At 64.5% G+C, this 14953-nt stretch carries 22 protein-coding genes; 12 read left to right on the forward strand and 10 right to left on the reverse strand.

Features of this window, described 5'->3' with window-relative positions; translation table 11 throughout:
* Nucleotides 1-4: 4 nt before the first annotated feature.
* Nucleotides 5-748, reverse strand: a complete 744-nt coding sequence (locus AC0L2X_RS22760) for an SDR family oxidoreductase (protein WP_473560317.1) — start codon at nucleotides 746-748, stop codon at nucleotides 5-7.
* 344 nt (nucleotides 749-1092) lie between these two features.
* Here AC0L2X_RS22760 and AC0L2X_RS22765 point away from each other — a divergent pair, with 344 nt between their 5' ends.
* The 7 genes from AC0L2X_RS22765 to AC0L2X_RS22795 all read left to right on the forward strand — a co-directional run bounded on the left by AC0L2X_RS22765 (nucleotide 1093) and on the right by AC0L2X_RS22795 (nucleotide 6576).
* Nucleotides 1093-1719, forward strand: coding sequence for an NAD(P)H-dependent oxidoreductase (locus AC0L2X_RS22765; protein ID WP_473560318.1), 627 nt, complete (start codon nucleotides 1093-1095; stop codon nucleotides 1717-1719).
* Nucleotides 1720-2078: 359 nt separating this feature from the next.
* Nucleotides 2079-2411 (forward strand): ArsR/SmtB family transcription factor, encoded by a 333-nt coding sequence (locus AC0L2X_RS22770; protein ID WP_352640967.1) that lies wholly within the window; start codon nucleotides 2079-2081, stop codon nucleotides 2409-2411.
* Nucleotides 2412-2427: 16 nt separating this feature from the next.
* A complete protein-coding gene (locus tag AC0L2X_RS22775; protein ID WP_473560320.1) occupies nucleotides 2428-3114 on the forward strand; it encodes an aquaporin in 687 nt (228 codons plus the stop codon).
* Nucleotides 3111-3527 (forward strand): arsenate reductase (glutaredoxin), encoded by a 417-nt coding sequence (gene arsC, locus AC0L2X_RS22780; RefSeq protein WP_473560321.1) that lies wholly within the window; start codon nucleotides 3111-3113, stop codon nucleotides 3525-3527. Before AC0L2X_RS22775 ends, arsC begins: the two co-directional genes overlap by 4 nt.
* A 69-nt stretch (nucleotides 3528-3596) precedes the next feature.
* On the forward strand, nucleotides 3597-3929 hold the full coding sequence (locus tag AC0L2X_RS22785) for an ArsR/SmtB family transcription factor (RefSeq protein ID WP_352490030.1): 333 nt from the start codon (nucleotides 3597-3599) through the stop codon (nucleotides 3927-3929).
* A 44-nt stretch (nucleotides 3930-3973) separates the two neighbouring features.
* Entirely contained in the window at nucleotides 3974-5356 is a 1383-nt protein-coding gene (locus tag AC0L2X_RS22790; protein ID WP_473560323.1) for an FAD-dependent oxidoreductase, read from the forward strand.
* Nucleotides 5353-6576: an MFS transporter gene (locus AC0L2X_RS22795; protein ID WP_473600396.1), complete on the forward strand. Its 1224-nt coding sequence runs from the start codon at nucleotides 5353-5355 to the stop codon at nucleotides 6574-6576. Before AC0L2X_RS22790 ends, AC0L2X_RS22795 begins: the two co-directional genes overlap by 4 nt.
* 45 nt (nucleotides 6577-6621) lie before the next feature.
* Here the strand turns inward: AC0L2X_RS22795 and AC0L2X_RS22800 are convergent, their stop codons facing one another.
* Entirely contained in the window at nucleotides 6622-6846 is a 225-nt protein-coding gene (locus AC0L2X_RS22800; RefSeq protein ID WP_473560406.1) for a hypothetical protein, read from the reverse strand.
* A gap of 230 nt (nucleotides 6847-7076) precedes the next feature.
* Nucleotides 7077-7442, reverse strand: a complete 366-nt coding sequence (locus AC0L2X_RS22805) for a VOC family protein (RefSeq protein ID WP_473560324.1) — start codon at nucleotides 7440-7442, stop codon at nucleotides 7077-7079.
* 144 nt (nucleotides 7443-7586) lie between these two features.
* On the opposite strand from AC0L2X_RS22805, the gene AC0L2X_RS22810 reads away from it, so the two are divergent.
* Nucleotides 7587-7898 carry a hypothetical protein gene (locus AC0L2X_RS22810; protein WP_473560326.1) on the forward strand — a complete coding sequence of 104 codons (312 nt, stop codon included), beginning with the start codon at nucleotides 7587-7589 and terminating at the stop codon, nucleotides 7896-7898.
* Between the two features lie 43 nt (nucleotides 7899-7941).
* The gene (locus tag AC0L2X_RS22815; protein WP_473560328.1) at nucleotides 7942-8817 is read left to right on the forward strand and encodes a sigma-70 family RNA polymerase sigma factor; all 876 of its coding nucleotides are present in this window, start codon (nucleotides 7942-7944) and stop codon (nucleotides 8815-8817) included.
* Between the two features lie 13 nt (nucleotides 8818-8830).
* On the opposite strand, the gene dinB is transcribed toward AC0L2X_RS22815, so the two are convergent.
* From dinB to AC0L2X_RS22845, 6 genes are all read right to left on the reverse strand, one after another.
* Nucleotides 8831-10072, reverse strand: a complete 1242-nt coding sequence (dinB, locus tag AC0L2X_RS22820; RefSeq protein WP_352490043.1) for a DNA polymerase IV — start codon at nucleotides 10070-10072, stop codon at nucleotides 8831-8833.
* 70 nt (nucleotides 10073-10142) lie between these two features.
* Complete coding sequence (locus tag AC0L2X_RS22825; RefSeq protein WP_473560329.1) at nucleotides 10143-10529, reverse strand: NADAR family protein; 387 nt, start codon at nucleotides 10527-10529, stop codon at nucleotides 10143-10145.
* Nucleotides 10414-10740, reverse strand: a complete 327-nt coding sequence (locus AC0L2X_RS22830; protein ID WP_473560331.1) for an NADAR domain-containing protein — start codon at nucleotides 10738-10740, stop codon at nucleotides 10414-10416. Before AC0L2X_RS22830 ends, AC0L2X_RS22825 begins: the two co-directional genes overlap by 116 nt.
* 118 nt (nucleotides 10741-10858) lie before the next feature.
* A complete protein-coding gene (locus AC0L2X_RS22835) occupies nucleotides 10859-11359 on the reverse strand; it encodes a hypothetical protein (protein ID WP_473560333.1) in 501 nt (166 codons plus the stop codon).
* A gap of 123 nt (nucleotides 11360-11482) precedes the next feature.
* The gene (locus tag AC0L2X_RS22840; protein ID WP_352490049.1) at nucleotides 11483-11941 is read right to left on the reverse strand and encodes a GNAT family N-acetyltransferase; all 459 of its coding nucleotides are present in this window, start codon (nucleotides 11939-11941) and stop codon (nucleotides 11483-11485) included.
* A gap of 67 nt (nucleotides 11942-12008) precedes the next feature.
* The gene (locus AC0L2X_RS22845) at nucleotides 12009-12365 is read right to left on the reverse strand and encodes a hypothetical protein (protein WP_473600397.1); all 357 of its coding nucleotides are present in this window, start codon (nucleotides 12363-12365) and stop codon (nucleotides 12009-12011) included.
* 190 nt (nucleotides 12366-12555) lie between these two features.
* On the opposite strand from AC0L2X_RS22845, the gene AC0L2X_RS22850 reads away from it, so the two are divergent.
* A complete protein-coding gene (locus tag AC0L2X_RS22850) occupies nucleotides 12556-12852 on the forward strand; it encodes a hypothetical protein (RefSeq protein WP_473560335.1) in 297 nt (98 codons plus the stop codon).
* Between the two features lie 203 nt (nucleotides 12853-13055).
* On the opposite strand, the gene AC0L2X_RS22855 is transcribed toward AC0L2X_RS22850, so the two are convergent.
* On the reverse strand, nucleotides 13056-13751 hold the full coding sequence (locus AC0L2X_RS22855; RefSeq protein WP_292663302.1) for an XRE family transcriptional regulator: 696 nt from the start codon (nucleotides 13749-13751) through the stop codon (nucleotides 13056-13058).
* Nucleotides 13752-13833: 82 nt separating this feature from the next.
* Here AC0L2X_RS22855 and AC0L2X_RS22860 point away from each other — a divergent pair, with 82 nt between their 5' ends.
* Both AC0L2X_RS22860 and AC0L2X_RS22865 read left to right on the forward strand, forming a co-directional pair.
* Nucleotides 13834-14226: a hypothetical protein gene (locus AC0L2X_RS22860; protein WP_473600398.1), complete on the forward strand. Its 393-nt coding sequence runs from the start codon at nucleotides 13834-13836 to the stop codon at nucleotides 14224-14226.
* Nucleotides 14227-14295: 69 nt separating this feature from the next.
* Complete coding sequence (locus tag AC0L2X_RS22865) at nucleotides 14296-14931, forward strand: GcrA cell cycle regulator (RefSeq protein ID WP_473560339.1); 636 nt, start codon at nucleotides 14296-14298, stop codon at nucleotides 14929-14931.
* Nucleotides 14932-14953: the final 22 nt, after the last annotated feature.

Consider the following 14953-nt stretch of genomic DNA (forward strand, 5'->3'; position numbering starts at 1 on the left):
GACCTCACGCCTGCTCGGTCGGATAGAGGGTCAGGATGTTGACGTTGACCCGTGGCGGCTGCGTCACTGCATAAAGGATGGCGGCGGCGATGTCCTCGCTTTCCAGCTGCTCCATGTCGCCCAGCCTTTCCTCGACCGCCTGGCGCACATCGGCGCGCATATTCTGGGTGAACTCGGTCTTGACGGCGCCAGGCTCGATGCAGGTGACGCGGATGCCGTCCTTGCCGATCTCGCGGCGCAGCGATTCCGCCATCGCGCTCACCGCGTGCTTAGTGCCGGAATAGACCACCGAAGGGTGGATATAACGGCCGGTGCCGGACGAGACGACGACGATGTGGCCGGCGCCTTGCCGCTGCATCGACGGCAGCGCCGCATGGATCGGATAAAGCAGGCCGAGAATGTTGACGTCGACCATCCGGCGGTATTCTTCCGGCGTCGTGTTGCGGAACGGCGCGGCGACGCCGACGCCGGCAACCGCAAGCAGCATGTCGAGCCGGCCGTACTCCTGCTGGACCCGTTCGACCATCGCCGTGGCTTGCGTTTCGTCGGTGACGTCGACGGCAATCGGCAGTGCCGCGCTGCCGGTCTCACGGATCCGCCTCGCCAGATCGTCCAGGCGCTCAGCGCGCCGCGCGGCAATCGCCAGCGTGGCGCCCTCGGCCGCCAGCGCCAAGGCAGTGGCCTCGCCGATGCCTGAGGAGGCGCCCGTCACCAAGGCGATCTTGCCGCTCAGTTTTCCTGTCCGCATCTTTTTCTCTCCTGACGCTTTGAACGCGCCGTGAAGCTAGGGCGCAGGCTTTCGGGCAACAATGCTGATCGAAAACCGAATCCACTCTTGGGGTTCGTGGGCTCAATACGCGGCAGTGCCCGCTCCCCGCAGAGTACCGCAAGGCATGCGGGACAGTGCCCTCCGGCAAGCCCATGTGTGCGCAATTTCCTTTGAGCTAACGAGCGGGCCTTGACGTGACTGGAGCTGTTGCGTCTTGATATGGGGGCTGCGGGGTTTCGCATGAAAACAGCTGATCGACTATGTCTGCGGGTGGCTTGTTTGCATGCGACGCGCTTGCGTGCACTCTCGCGACCGAGCGCAAGATGAAGGTCCTCGTCGTCTATTGCCATCCCTGCACCGACAGCTTCAATGGTGCCGTGCGCGATACGGTGCTGGAGACGCTTGCCGAAAGCGGCCATCAGGTCCACCTGCTCGACCTCTATGCGACCGGCTTCGATCCAGTCATGCGCACGCAGGAATGGCGCGGTTACCACGACAAGGCGGCGAACCTGCAATCGGTGCACGAACATGCGCAGGAGCTGCTCTGGGCGGAGGCGGTCGTCTTCATCTATCCGACCTGGTGGTATGGCCTGCCGGCGATGCTGAAAGGCTGGCTGGAGCGTGTGCTGGTGCCGGGCTTCGCTTTCGAGATGCCGACCGCTCGACGCGGTCCGCGGCCCAAATTGCGGCACATACGCCGGGTGATGGCAATGACCACATGCGGCGCCACGCCGCTGATGTCGTGGATCATGGGACAGCCCGGCCGGCGGACCCTGCTGCGCGGCTTCCGCTCCGTCTGCCATCCGCTGTGCCGGACCAACTTCCTGGCGCTCTACCGGATGGATAGCGTCTCGGCGGCCGGACGCCAGGCGCATCTGAGGCGGGTCAGGAAAGCCGTGGCAAGCCTGGGCCAGGCTGATGCCGTGGCTTCCGATGCGGTGCCTGGCTGATTTGGCTCGAGCGGCCGCCGGAACCGGCAATCGCTTTGGACAGGCGATAGCTTCGCCGAAGTCGGCGCCGCCCCTCATCGCCCTGCCGGGCACTTCTCCCCGTGAACGGCAGCGCTATCGCATATGGCGGCCCCCTCATCCGGCCGCTGCGCGGCCACCTTCTCCCCGCCGGGGAGAAGAGCCTGGCATCAACGCAGGCGACCTCCTCTCCCCTCGGGGAGAGGTCGGATTGCCTCGAATTGCCCTTCGCAATTCGGTTGGCAATCCGGGTGAGGGGGCACTTGCCGACGTTCGATTGCCCTGCGGTGAACGGGCAGAGGCGCGTTGACTCTATTCCCCATTTCTGGAAATCTGGAAGTATGGATAAGACACTCGCCCTTTCGGCGCTTGCCGCGCTCGGCCAGGAAACCCGGCTCGACGTTTTTCGCCTGCTGGTGCGGGCTGGAGCCGACGGCGTGCCGGCGGGCGAGATCGCCTCGCGGCTCGCCGCGTTCCCGAATACGATGTCGGCTCATCTCAAGATCCTGTCACATGCCGGCCTAGTGCGGACCGAACGCGAGGGCCGCAGCGTGCGCTATTTCGCCGATATGACCGGCTTTCGCGATCTGCTGGCCTACCTCATGGAGGACTGCTGCAACGGCGCGCCGGAACTTTGCCAGCCTGTCATCCAGGCGGTGACCTGCAACTGCTAAGGGGAGGAGGTTCGTCTTGGTCAATCTTTCCCGCCGTCTTGTTGCCGAGGCCCTCGGCACGGCTCTGCTGGTCGCCACCGTTGTCGGTTCCGGCATCATGGCTGACAGCCTGAGCAACGATGTCGCCGTCTCCCTGCTCGGCAACACCTTGCCGACCGGGGCGATCCTGGTCGTGCTCATCACCATATTCGGGCCGATCTCCGGAGCGCACTTCAACCCGGCGGTGACGCTGGTATTTGCGCTTCGACGTGAGATCGAAACGAAGGCAGCGCTGGCTTACGTCGCCGCCCAGATTGCTGGCGGCATCGCCGGAACATTCCTGGCGCATGCAATGTTCGAACTGCCGATCCTGCAAGTGTCGGCGACGGTGCGGACCGGAAGCGGGCAATGGATTGCGGAGCTGGTTGCCGCCTTCGGGCTGGTCTTCACCATCCTCGCCGGCCTGCGCTCCCGTCCGGATTCGATCCCCTGGCTGGTCGGGCTTTATGTCACCGCCGCCTACTGGTTCACCGCATCGACATCCTTCGCCAATCCGGCCGTCGCCATCGCCCGAGCGTTCTCCAACACTTTTGCCGGCATCCGCCCCGCCGATCTGCCGGGCTTCATCGCCGCCGAACTTTTGGGCGCGTTGCTCGCCATGGGCTTGGCAGGGTGGCTGCTCGCCGAACCGAAACCAGCCGGACAGATGAAAGCTGCGCAATGACCATCACCATCTACCACAACCCCGATTGCGGCACCTCCCGCAACACGCTGGCCATGATCAGGCAGTCCGGCGAGGAGCCTGAGGTGATCGAATATCTGAAAAACCCGCCGTCGCGCGAAAAGCTCGTCGAACTGATCGCAGCGATGGGCATGACGCCGCGCCAATTGCTGCGCGAAAAGGGCACTGCCGAACTTGGCCTGGCCGACCCGAAGTGGAGCGACGACCAGATCCTCGATTTCATGCTGGCGCATCCGATCCTGATCAACCGGCCGATCGTGGTGACGCCGCTCGGCACCATGCTTGCCCGACCCTCCGAAGCCGTGCTCGACATCCTGCCCAATCCGGATATCGGCCCCTTCACCAAAGAGGACGGCGAGGTTGTCATCGACGCCAGCGGCAAGCGCGTCGTCTAGATATCGTCCTATTTCGATCTTTGTCGAAATTCTCTTGACGTGCAGCGATTCTGGAAATAGCTTATTTCCATGAAACTCGAAAAAGCAGCCTCGCAACTCGAAGCCCTCGGCAGCCCGACGCGGTTGCAGCTCTATCGGACGCTGGTGCGGGCGGGCGATGAGGGGCTGCCGGTCGGGCGCATCCAGGACAGATTGGGCATCGCTGCCTCGACGCTGTCGCATCACCTCAAGCGGCTGGTCGACACCGGCCTGGTGACACAGGAGCGCCAGGCGACCACGCTGATCTGCCGGGCCAACTATCCCGCCATGAACGGGCTCATCGGATACCTCGCAGACGAATGCTGCGCCGACGCCACCTGTGCGCCGGCATCGGCGGAAGCGGCCGCCAAAACGGCGGCGTGATTTTTTTGGCACTATAATTCGAAATTACCGGAAGGATGGAAAACATGGAGGTGATCGAAAAACTCCCCGTTGCGGTGATCGGCGCCGGGCCGGTCGGCCTGGCGGCAGCGGTCCACCTCATCGCGCAAGGCATTCCTGTCAAAGTCTACGAAGCCGGCAATGCGGTTGCATCCAATCTCAGGGATTGGGGCCATGTCCGTGTGTTCACGCCCTGGCGCTATTGCGTCGATCAGGCGGCCAGAAACCTGCTCGAGGCGCATGGCTGGCGGATGCCTGAGCCCGAGGCATTCCCAACTGCGGACGACCTCGTCGCGGATTATCTCGAGCCGCTTGCAAGGCTTCCGCAATTGTCGCCGTCGATCGAAACCGGCGCTCGGGTCGTCGGCATCTCGCGCTGGGGCGCCGACAAGGTGCTGAGCAAGGGACGCGAAAACCGGCCGTTCATGCTGGCGGTCGAGACTGCCGATGGTACAAGACGCGACAGCGCCCGTGCCGTCATCGATGCTTCGGGAACCTGGCAAATGCCGAACCCGCTCGGCGCCGGCGGAATTCCTGCAGAAGGCGAAGCCGAGTTTGCCGACCGCATCGCCTACGGCCTACCCGATATTCTCGGCCGCGATCGCAGCCTTTATGCCGGGAAGACGACGCTGGTCGCCGGCTCCGGCCATTCGGCAGCCAATGCGGTGCTGGATCTCGCCAGCCTGGCAAACCTAGAACCCGGCACTGACTTCATCTGGACAACGCGCGGCACCGACCTGGTGCGCATTTATGGCGGCGGCGATGCCGACCAATTGCCGGCACGCGGCGAACTCGGCGCCGACGTGCGCGAACTCGCCGAGAGCGGCGGCGTCAGGCTGGTGACGGGCTTTGCGGCTGTCTCGATCCGCGATGCCGACGGCCGGATGGTCGTCGAAGGCCAAACCAGGGACGGCTTGCAGGCGCTTGGCCCGGTCGACCGCATCATCGCGGCGACCGGACAGCGCCCGGATCTGTCGCTGACCCGCGAGCTCCGGCTCGAGCTCGATCCGTGGTTGGAAAGCGTCAAGGCACTGGGGCCGTTGATCGATCCCAACGAGCATTCCTGCGGCGACGTGCCGCCGCACGGCCATCGCGAGCTCAGCCATCCCGAGCACGGGTTCTATACGGTCGGTATCAAGAGCTATGGCCGCGCACCGACCTTCCTGCTGCTGACCGGATATGAGCAGGTCCGCTCGGTCGCGGCGGCGATCGCCGGCGACATGGTTGCGGCCGACAATGTCCAACTCGTGCTGCCCGAGACCGGCGTCTGCACCGTGCCGCGGATCGGCGTGGCCGACAAGGGGTGCTGCGGCGGTCCGGCGCCGGTAGCGGTTGATGCCTGCTGTGTCGGCGACGCCGAGGCGAAGGCGGTCGGCAAAGGCGGCTGTGGCTGCAGCGTCGCGGCATGAGCCTTTCGCCGCCTTCGCCGGCCATCTTGCGCAGCCGCGGCGCGATCATCACCGCGCTTGGCCTGACGCAGATCATGGCGTGGGGATCCTCCTACTATCTTCCCGCGGTCATCGCGCCGGCGGTCTCCTCCGATACCGGCTGGCCGCTGGCATGGGTTGTCGGCGGCCTGTCTCTCGGCTTGCTCGTGGCGGGACTGATCTCTCCGCGCGTCGGGTCTTCGATCGAGCGGCATGGCGGCCGCAACGTCCTGGCCTTCAGCGCCGGATGCATCGGGGTCGGCCAGGTCGGGCTGGCCGTCGCCCCCAACCTTGCGGCGTATATCGCTGCCTGGCTGGTCATCGGCCTGGGCATGGGGGCGGGGCTCTACGATGCCGCGTTTGCAACGCTTGGCCGCCACTACGGCCATGGCGCGCGCTCCGCCATCACCGCGCTGACGCTGTTCGGCGGATTGGCCAGCACGATCTGCTGGCCGATCTCGGCCTTGCTGCTACAGGAGGTCGGCTGGCGCGGCACCTGCCTGGTCTACGCGGCTGTTCAGTTGGTGATTGCGCTTCCGCTCTATCTGGTGATCCTGCCCCGCGAGGCACCGAAACCGGCAATCAAACCGGGATTGAACCAGGTGACGCCGATCCTCGAAAACAATATCGATCCGTCGATCGTGATCGTGTTAGCCGCGACACTTACGCTTGCGGCGGTGATCTCCTCGACGCTGTCGGTGCATCTGCTCACAATCCTGCAAGGCAGCGGCATGGCGCTTGCCGCAGCCGTCGGGCTCGGCGCGCTGGTCGGCCCGTCCCAGGTGGCGGCGCGTGCGATCGAGATGACCATCGCACGCTACCACCATCCGATCCTGACCAAGTTCGCCTCGGTTACCTTCGTCGCGATCGGCGTTTCGGCGCTCTGGGCCGGTATGCCGATCATCCCGCTGGCGCTCGGCTTCTATGGCGCGGGCATCGGCCTGGAATCCATCGCGCGGGGGACGTTGCCGCTCGCGCTGTTCGGCTCGAACGGCTACGCGAAGCTGATGGGCCGCCTCGCCATGCCGAGCCTGATTGCCCAGGCGGCGGCACCCTCGGCCGGCGCATTGCTGCTGGAGCGCTTCGGCGCGCACGGGACGTTGGCCGCGCTTTCCGGCCTTGCGCTGGCCAACGTCATCCTCGCATGCGGCTTGGGCTGGAAGATCCTTCGCCGCCAGCAATCGCAGGTTCAAACCCGATAGGATTTGGCCGGCCTTCGGCCAGCCCGCGTTCAGTTCGATCTGTCTTCAATTGGAGTTTGGGAGATCTTCCAAGGGATCGACAAGGAAGGACGCGGCAATCAGATCGTCCGCGTCGAGGCGCAGTGAGCCTTCGGCGCCGCCCATGATGGCGGCAACCTTTTGAAACGTCTTGATCTCGTGCTCGGTAATCTGGGCTGTTTGCATTCTGGATTTGAGGTCAGCAACGCGCAGCCCCAAACTGTGGGATATTCCGATCTTTCGGTTCGACATGGTAAGATGCTCCTCCCCGGCCCATGTTTGTTTGCCACCCGCCCTTATTCGCATTTCCTCCGCCTGCCTAAATATCAGGCATCGCGAATACAGCGCCCGAACGCCCGATGCAATGGAAGGTTCCGGCGCGCAGCGGTAACGAAATAATAATTCGAAGGAAGCACGGCCGATGGTCCGGCCGGAGGTAGGACTTAGGTACGACGCCCCGCCGGACAGAGGGCTCCGGTGGCTTATCGGCTGGCGAGGACCATGCGGTTGCCTTCGCTGTCGCGGAACTCCGCCACCGTGCGCCCCGGCTGCCACGTCGCCTCATGCGGTTCGGTGACGATCTCGACGCCGCCCGCCTTCAGCGCCGCGATCATTGCTGCGACATTTTCGTCGACCAGCACCAATACGGGCTCCGCGCCGGGGGTTTCGTCGGCGCGCCTGATGAAATGCAGGTTCGTCACGGCATGCGGAAACGCCAGCTCGATCCAGCGCCAGCCGTCATCGCCCATCTTCTGGTCGGCCATGACCTGACAGGCGAGATGCCTGGTGTAGAACGCCTTGGCGCGGTCCTGGTCGAACACCGGTAGCTCGGCAAACTGGATATGCATGATCGTCGCTCCTGCTTGATGGCTGCCGCGCAGCCGCCCACGCGCGAAAGACGATGCGGGCAACCGAAAAGATTCTTCGGCAAGGAGAATCTTTTCAGCGCAGCCGGTCGTCCTTCGTTCATACCAACCAATCAGGAGACGACAATGGACTACGCGCTCATTCGATACGGTGTGAACCAAGCCGACCTGGCAGATAATCGCGCGCTGGTCGAAAAAGTGTTTGAAGCGCTGGGCGAGGCTGCACCGCCGACGGTGCGCTATCTCGTGCTCGAGCTGGACGACGGCTCGTTCGTCCACATCGTCGGCCAGGACGGCGATTCGTCGGCGCTGACCGGGCTTGCCGCCTTCAAGGCGTTTGCGGAAAACCACGCCGAACGCCGTTCGACCCCGGCAATGCGATCGCCTGTCAAAGTCATCGGCAATTACCGTATGCTGGCGGATCAGGAAGCCGGGTAGCGCCTGCATGCCGCTCGCGCAGAAACGGGATGCTACGCCGAAAATGAACAGGGCGACTTTGGAGGCGATGCTCGTCGGGTTGCGGCCAAGGCTGCATCGCTACTGCGCGCGCATGGCCGGCTCGGTGATCGACGGCGAGGATATCGTCCAGGAGGTGCTGATCAAGGCGCTGCAGGCGATCGACGGCGGCGCCATGGTCGAACGGCCGGAGCAATGGCTGTTTCGCATCGCCCACAATGCCGCGCAGGATCACCTGCGGCGGCGCAATCGGGAAAGGTCGCGCATGACCGAGGCCGACATGAGCGTGATCGAGGATCCCTCCGGCAGCGCCGACAGCCGGCTCGCCGCCCAGACCGGCCTGCGCTCCTTCATGCAGCTTTCGGTGCCGCAGCGCAGCGCCGTGATCCTGGTCGACGTGCTCGGCCTCAGCCTGCATGAGACCTGCGAAGTGACCGGCGCGACGCTCGCCGCCACCAAGGCCGCGCTGCATCGCGGGCGGGCGCAGCTCAAGCTGCTGGCGCTGCAGCCCGAGCAGGCGCTCGCCCCGAGACTCGATGCCGACGACGAGCGCCGGCTGCGGCACTATGTCGACCTGTTCAACGCGCGCGACTTCGACGCGGTCAGGGCACTGATCGCCGAGGACGTCCGGCTCGATGTCGTCAACCGCGTCCGCCTGCGCGGCAAGGCCCAGGCGTCGACCTATTTCGGCAATTACGACCGTTTCAGCGACTGGACATTGTCGCTCGGCTTCGTCGACGGCAGGCCGGCGATCCTCATCCGCGACCCGCAAGCGGCCGACGGCGCCGTGCGCGGCTTCATGCTGGTCGAATGGGCGGGCGATGAGGTCATCCAGATCCGCGACTTCCGCTACGCGCCGTGGTGCCTGGTCGACGCGGAGATTGAAACGGTCGAAGGGTGAAAGCCCGGCCCCTTCACAATTCCTTTTCGGCCAGTTCGCGAAAGGCGTCGGGAACCGACCGCTGTAGTCCGAGCGCGACCGAGGCATAGCCGACCGCCTCCCAGCCGAAGCGGTCGCGGATCTTGTCGATGGCGCGATCAGCGGTCCAGCGCGCCGCGCCCTTCCGGGTACCGGGGCGGCGGCGGTCGTCGTCGAGCCCGAGCGGCAGTTCCAGTTGCAGGCCGGCATGCTGCTCCAGATGCGATACGGCGATCGCCAGCAGCGAGATGGTCTTTTCGTGCGGATGGTCGATGAGCACCTTGCGCACCAGCGCCTCGGCGATCTCGGCCAGCATGGCGGTTGCCGATATCGGCTGGTCGAGCGTGATCGAGCGCGTCACCGAGCGCAAATCGGCAAAGCGGACGCGAACCGTGACGGTGCGGCCGGGCCGGGATTTTGCCCGCAGCCTCGTGGCGACCCTGTCGGCCAGATGCAGCAAAGCGGGTACGAAGACGTCCTCGTCGGCCGGTTTTCGGCCAAGCGCCGATTGCGCGCCGGCCGATCGCGCGCGGCGCTGCGTCTCGAGCTTGCGCGGATCGCGGTTCCACGCCAGCGCGTTGAGTTTTTCTCCGGCCGCCGGCCCGAGCAGGCGCTCCAGCGCGCCACTGTTGGTCTTGGCCAGCTCGCCGATGGTGTTGACGCCGATGCCGGCCAGCCGCTCCCTGGTGACCGGGCCGACACCCCACATCAGCTCGACCGGCAGGTGATGCAGGAACTCCAGCTCGTGGCGCGGATCGACCACCACCAGCCCGTCGGGCTTTGCGACCTGTGAGGCAATCTTGGCCAGATGCTTGGTGCGGGCTACGCCGACCGAGATCGGCAAGCCGAGCTCGGCCCGCACGCGGCGGCGGATCTTGCCGGCGATCTCGGCCGGCGAGCCGAACAAATGGGTGCAGCCGGCGACGTCGGCAAAGGCCTCGTCGATCGAAATCCGCTCGACCACCGGCGTGAAATCGCCGAGCACCTTGATCGCCGCATCGCCCAGCCGCTGATAGTCCTTGAAATGGCCGCCGACGAAAATGAGTTGCGGGCAGAGTTCCCGCGCCCGCCGACCCGGCATGCCGCCGCGCACGCCGAACGCCTTGGCTTCATACGATGCGGCAAGCACCACGCCGCCGCCGACGGCAATCGGCTTGCCGCGCAAGGCCGGGTCGAGCAATTGTTCGACCGAGGCATAGAAGGCATCCAGATCCGCGTGGAGGATGTTGGCTTCCATCCGGCCCGTTCGCCCGCGGCGGCTCGAACGCCGCATTGTCTCGAGTTGTGATAGGAACATAAAGAGAACATTAGCCGCGGATTGTCAAGCAGCGGAAGCTGCCGCAGAGACGGGCGGTCGGCAAAGTTCGGCCGCGCAGCCGATCGCGGGCCTGCATCAGCGCGAATCCCAACAGGTTCTCGCCGCGCCACAGCAGCGGGTTCACCGCCCTCTCGTCATCCGCCGCAAGACCGATACCCCACACCCGGTCGACAGGGCTCGCCTCGACCAGCACCTGGTCATGCGTCGACAGCAGATATTCGCGCAACGCCGTGTTCTGACGGAACTTCTGAAAGCTTCCCTCAGTCACGATGCGATATTTGTTGGCATCCCATTTGGCCCCATCGAAGCCGCTCACCTGCCGGCCAAGCTGCTTTGCCTGCTTGGGGCTCGTCGCCCTGGGTTGCCGTCTGAGCATCACCGAACAGGCGTGCCTTCTCGGCCATCATCCAATGTTCGGCAGTCGAATAGCTCAGGCCATCGACGGTAAAGGGCGCATGCCACCACTGGCTGAAGCACGACGTGGTCATGCGGCCGTCCTTGGACGGCTGATGGCCCCAGAAGAACAGGAATTTCTGCCGGGTCTTTGCGCGAAAGGTTTTTTCAAGCCAGGTTCGGTCGTAAATCATGGGCGGATGGAGCAGGGCGAAAGGCCGGCTTGTCAATGCTCGGCTGTGAACTCTTGCTCGCTGAGCCTGCGCATCACGCAGCCTATGTGTTTCGGTGCCGGGCCTAACGCCTGCAATGCTATACTGCGGTTCGGCAATCTGCATCGACGATGGATATTGTCTCCGCCCCACCCGGCCATGTGAAAACGTACTCGATACGTTTGATCCGGCGGCTGGCGAGCCATTTGCCCAGCGTCTTGCACTGCTCCGTATAAGCGCCCGATTCCCGAAGGCCTTTGAAGAAGATTTCGTCCAGCGGTTGCGTCGAGGACAGGTGGTAAGTGAGAAAGCGGTGAGAGAACGATACATTCTCCATCGTTACGCTGTCCGTTGTCTGCGGCAGCCCTGCATTCATCCGAACCAGATCAGCCCCCGTAAGGGCCGGCGCCGGAAGCCGGCCGAAATTAACGGACAGCGAGAGGACGATAATGAACAAAAAGGCTACAATGCCTATCTTGAACCACCATTGCAGGACCGCACCGACGATCGCGGCAAACAGGATCTGCACACCAATCCACGGAAGCCAATCGAGCGGATTCCAGTAAAGTTCTCCCCAAATCTCGTGCAGCACGTCAAGCATTTACACCCGCCAGTGGTACGCTAAGGACTGTCAGCCTCCCAGTCCGCCGGATTCTCGTACAAGTTTCGGGAAATCGCGGCAACGTATCGAAAACGGACAGCCCGCAAAAGGCGGAAAACCGACCTACAACCCCATCTTGTAGCCGAGATGACTGGCGGTGAAACTGAGGCGTTCGTAGAAAGCGTGCGCCTCCAGTCGACCTTTGTCCGTGGTGAGTTGGACGAAGCTGCAATTGCGCGAACGGCACACTTCAATCGCCCATTCGATCATCAGCTTGCCGACGCCGCGAGAGCGCCATTGCCGGGCGACGCGAACGCCTTCGATCTGGCCGCGCCATGCGCCTTTCCTCGAAATGCCTGGAAGGAAGCTAAGCTGCAGCGTTCCGACCACTTGCCCGGCCTCGACGGCCACGGCCAGCAACTGGTTGGGATCGGCATCGATTGCGCTGAAGGCATCGAGATAGGATGGCGCAAGCGGCGTGGACGGGTCTTCCCGGTCTGCGCCGAGCACATCGTCGGCAAGCATTGCAACGATCGCCGGCAGGTCGGGCGCCTGGGCACGACGGAATTCGATCTCGCTCATCGCGCGGAGACATACGGCGCGACGTCGGCGATCGCAATATCCGTTTTGACTTGCAAGGGGGGCGCCTTCAGGCGGTCTCGAGCGCCCAGAGACGATGGCCGTAGAGGCGGAAGAACCGGGCGAAGAGGCGCTGCTGCCTGGCGCGGGCGAGGTCGGCGGCGCGCCTTTCCTGCCGCCAGCGCGGCAGGTTGTGGAACATCGCCAGGAAGCGTGCGGCGTCCTCGAGTGCCTCCTCGGCTGACTGCGCCGGGCGGATCGCCACCAGGAACAGAGCGCGGCTCGGCTTCATCTGGTCAATCGCCGCCTTGCGCTGGCGATGACCCTGGCGTGCCTTGCGGATGCCGTCCTGGCGGATGGCCGCGAAAGCGGCAAGCATGGCCGGGCTGTCGCCGCTATAGCCGCAGGCATGGGCGAACTGGTCCATCGTCGTTCCCTTGCTGCCGGCCGGCTGCGGTTCTGTGGCTCGCGCGGATTCCAGTCCGCACCAGATATAAGCATAACTCAAATAATTGAACAAGTGAAACTTTCACGGTGATGTAGCGGAACCGACTCGACTCCGCTCTGAAAACCGATAATTATATGTGAACAAAGCAGGAACAATGATGGGGATGGCCATGGCATTGGTAGGCAAGGAAGCGACGATCGCCGATGTTGTGTCGATTGCCGTCGAGTGCATCGATTGCGGCCGAAACAGGTGGTGGAAGCCGGCTGAGCTCAAGCGGCATGGGGTGATGCCGGAGACACCGCTGGCCGCACTTTCAGGGCGCCTGATCTGCAAGGCCTGCAGGGCGGACGGCCTGCCGGGCGCGGCCGTCTCGATCCAGACCGCCTTCATCGACGACCGGCAACGGACCCGCGCCGAGGCGCGGATGCTCAACGGTCGAGACCTGGAGCAATCGAGGCGGGCTTGAGGGGAGGAACTTCCTTCTCCCCTTGTGGGAGAAGGTGGATCGGCGCGTAGCGCCGAGCCGGATGAGGGGTGCTGGAAGAAACTCGGCGTTAAAAAATATGGAACGATTTTAAAGCCTTACGTAGCGATCCGTCCGGCACCCCTCATCCGACCGAGCTTCGCTCGGCCACCTTCTCCCACAAGGGGAGAAGGGAAAGCGGTCCCTCAATACCCCAGCAATTCCTTGAGCGGGATGACGCGGAAGACGTTCTTGATGGCGTAGCGGTTGAAGGTCAGCGTCTTCGGCGGGTTGTACTGTTCGACGATCAGCTCAGCGGCGGTGCGCTTGACCAGCTTCTTGATGAAGGCCTTGCCGTTTTGCTCGTTCTCCTCGGGCAGCGTCTCGATCACCACATGGTCGCCGGGCACGGCGTCGCGGCCGCCGCAATAGATCATCTCGCCGGGCTCGTAGCGCGGCACCATCGAATCGCTCAGCACGTGCAGCGCAAACACATTGCGCAGATGCCGGATCCCCGGCGGCCGCTGGACATAGCCGGCCGGCTGGCCATTGAAGGTGAAGTCGCCATCGTCGCCGCCGACGGCGGTGCCGAGAAGCTGGATGTCCATCGGCCCGGCGGGCAGGGGGCCGGGATCGGTGACGATCTCGGCATCGGCGACCGGTCCGGCATCTTCGAGGAAGACGACCTCGCCCTTGCCGAGTGCCACCGGGTCGACGCGCAGGAAAGCGGCGGTCTTCAAGAGGTTCTCGGTCTTGGGCAGGTTGCGCCCGGTCTCCCAGTTGCCGACGGCAGCGACGTCGGTGTCGTTGTGCTCGGCAATGTGACGCATCACCAGGCCGCGCTGCTTGCGCGCCCGGCGGATCGCCGCTCCGACCTTGATCGACAGTGCAGTTTTCGCCATGGCTCCATCTGAGGCATAAGATTCGGTTTCGTCTATGCAAGAATCGCTTGCATTATGATTTGAGTTATGCTTTTATATGGGCATGCACAAGTCGCTTCACCAGCTTTCCGTCATCGAATCCGTCGTTCAGCGCGCCGGCAGCGCTCGCCTGGGGGCGGTACCGCAAACGATCGCCAAGGCCGTGCCAACCCTTTCCCCTTCGTCGCGGCTGTCCTCCTCCCCGGCCGGGACGATGCCCGAGGCTCGCGCCTCGGATCCGGCAGCGCAAGCGGCCGGAACGGCCGGAGCCGTTCCCCTCACGGCTCCGGCCACGAATTACCTGCCGGCCGGCAATCCGGATGCTGCGGTTTCCTGCATCCGCACCGAAGACGGCACGGTCATCGCCTTCGACAAGCGGACGGGCAAGGCAGCGTCCGGCGCAACAAGGCAGGCGGCCGAGATGAAGCTCGATCGCAGCGGACCACGCGAAGGCTGACCGGCTTTCGCGCCTGAGGCCGGCGAAGCCGGCACCGCACACAACCATCTTTGCAGGGAATGAAACATCATGGCCGCCCGCTATTCCGCCTCGGAACTGGAACAAATCGAGAACTGGCTGATGAGCGGACTGTCGGCCGCGAAGATCGCGACCCGGTTGACCGCGCTGCGCGGCCGCCCGGTCTCACGCGCGGCCATCATCGGCATCGTCCACCGCACCGCCCGTTTGCGCACCATCGGCCTTGCCAGATCCAAGGGCCGGTGTGGTGGACGCTCGGGCGGCCGGCTCGGAAATTCGGCGCCTGAGCCATCAAATGCCGCAGGCCAAGCGGAGGCGGCTCCGAAGGCCGAGCCCCGCTGCCGTCCCGCCAGGCTGTCGGCCAGGCTGGCGCCGCCGGCCTGGCAGCCGGGTCCGGCTCGGATTACCGGGACCGATGGCGCGCCGCTCGAAATGCCGGCGCCGCGGCCGATCGCCGCCGGCGGCCGCCAGCCGCATTTCGCCGCCATGCGCTTCATCGATTGCCTGTTCGAGCGCTGCCGCGCGCCGCTCGACACGACGCTGCAGGAGGATGCGGAAAACGACGCCCCCGGCAGCCGGCCCGGTTTGGACATGCTGTGCTGCGGACTGCGCACGAAGCCATCGAAAAGCTACTGCGCCTATCACGCGGCGCGCTTCCTGCGCACGCTGCCGGCCGAAGTGATTTGAGCCTGCTGGATGACGGAAGTTC

The organism is Mesorhizobium sp. WSM4828 (assembly GCF_055811175.1).

Coding starts and splice junctions, on each gene's coding strand:
- AC0L2X_RS22765 (WP_473560318.1), top strand. CDS start 1,093: ATGAAGGTCCTCGTCGTCTATTGCCATCCCTGCACCGACAGCTTCAAT.
- AC0L2X_RS22845 (WP_473600397.1), bottom strand. CDS start 12,365: ATGGACCAGTTCGCCCATGCCTGCGGCTATAGCGGCGACAGCCCGGCC.
- AC0L2X_RS22830 (WP_473560331.1), bottom strand. CDS start 10,740: ATGATTTACGACCGAACCTGGCTTGAAAAAACCTTTCGCGCAAAGACC.
- AC0L2X_RS22785 (WP_352490030.1), top strand. CDS start 3,597: ATGAAACTCGAAAAAGCAGCCTCGCAACTCGAAGCCCTCGGCAGCCCG.
- AC0L2X_RS22835 (WP_473560333.1), bottom strand. CDS start 11,359: ATGCTTGACGTGCTGCACGAGATTTGGGGAGAACTTTACTGGAATCCG.
- AC0L2X_RS22815 (WP_473560328.1), top strand. CDS start 7,942: ATGAACAGGGCGACTTTGGAGGCGATGCTCGTCGGGTTGCGGCCAAGG.
- AC0L2X_RS22760 (WP_473560317.1), bottom strand. CDS start 748: ATGCGGACAGGAAAACTGAGCGGCAAGATCGCCTTGGTGACGGGCGCC.
- AC0L2X_RS22855 (WP_292663302.1), bottom strand. CDS start 13,751: ATGGCGAAAACTGCACTGTCGATCAAGGTCGGAGCGGCGATCCGCCGG.
- AC0L2X_RS22865 (WP_473560339.1), top strand. CDS start 14,296: ATGGCCGCCCGCTATTCCGCCTCGGAACTGGAACAAATCGAGAACTGG.
- arsC (WP_473560321.1), top strand. CDS start 3,111: ATGACCATCACCATCTACCACAACCCCGATTGCGGCACCTCCCGCAAC.
- dinB (WP_352490043.1), bottom strand. CDS start 10,072: ATGGAAGCCAACATCCTCCACGCGGATCTGGATGCCTTCTATGCCTCG.
- AC0L2X_RS22770 (WP_352640967.1), top strand. CDS start 2,079: ATGGATAAGACACTCGCCCTTTCGGCGCTTGCCGCGCTCGGCCAGGAA.
- AC0L2X_RS22805 (WP_473560324.1), bottom strand. CDS start 7,442: ATGCATATCCAGTTTGCCGAGCTACCGGTGTTCGACCAGGACCGCGCC.
- AC0L2X_RS22810 (WP_473560326.1), top strand. CDS start 7,587: ATGGACTACGCGCTCATTCGATACGGTGTGAACCAAGCCGACCTGGCA.
- AC0L2X_RS22800 (WP_473560406.1), bottom strand. CDS start 6,846: ATGTCGAACCGAAAGATCGGAATATCCCACAGTTTGGGGCTGCGCGTT.
- AC0L2X_RS22795 (WP_473600396.1), top strand. CDS start 5,353: ATGAGCCTTTCGCCGCCTTCGCCGGCCATCTTGCGCAGCCGCGGCGCG.
- AC0L2X_RS22790 (WP_473560323.1), top strand. CDS start 3,974: ATGGAGGTGATCGAAAAACTCCCCGTTGCGGTGATCGGCGCCGGGCCG.
- AC0L2X_RS22860 (WP_473600398.1), top strand. CDS start 13,834: ATGCACAAGTCGCTTCACCAGCTTTCCGTCATCGAATCCGTCGTTCAG.
- AC0L2X_RS22825 (WP_473560329.1), bottom strand. CDS start 10,529: ATGCTCAGACGGCAACCCAGGGCGACGAGCCCCAAGCAGGCAAAGCAG.
- AC0L2X_RS22850 (WP_473560335.1), top strand. CDS start 12,556: ATGGCATTGGTAGGCAAGGAAGCGACGATCGCCGATGTTGTGTCGATT.
- AC0L2X_RS22840 (WP_352490049.1), bottom strand. CDS start 11,941: ATGAGCGAGATCGAATTCCGTCGTGCCCAGGCGCCCGACCTGCCGGCG.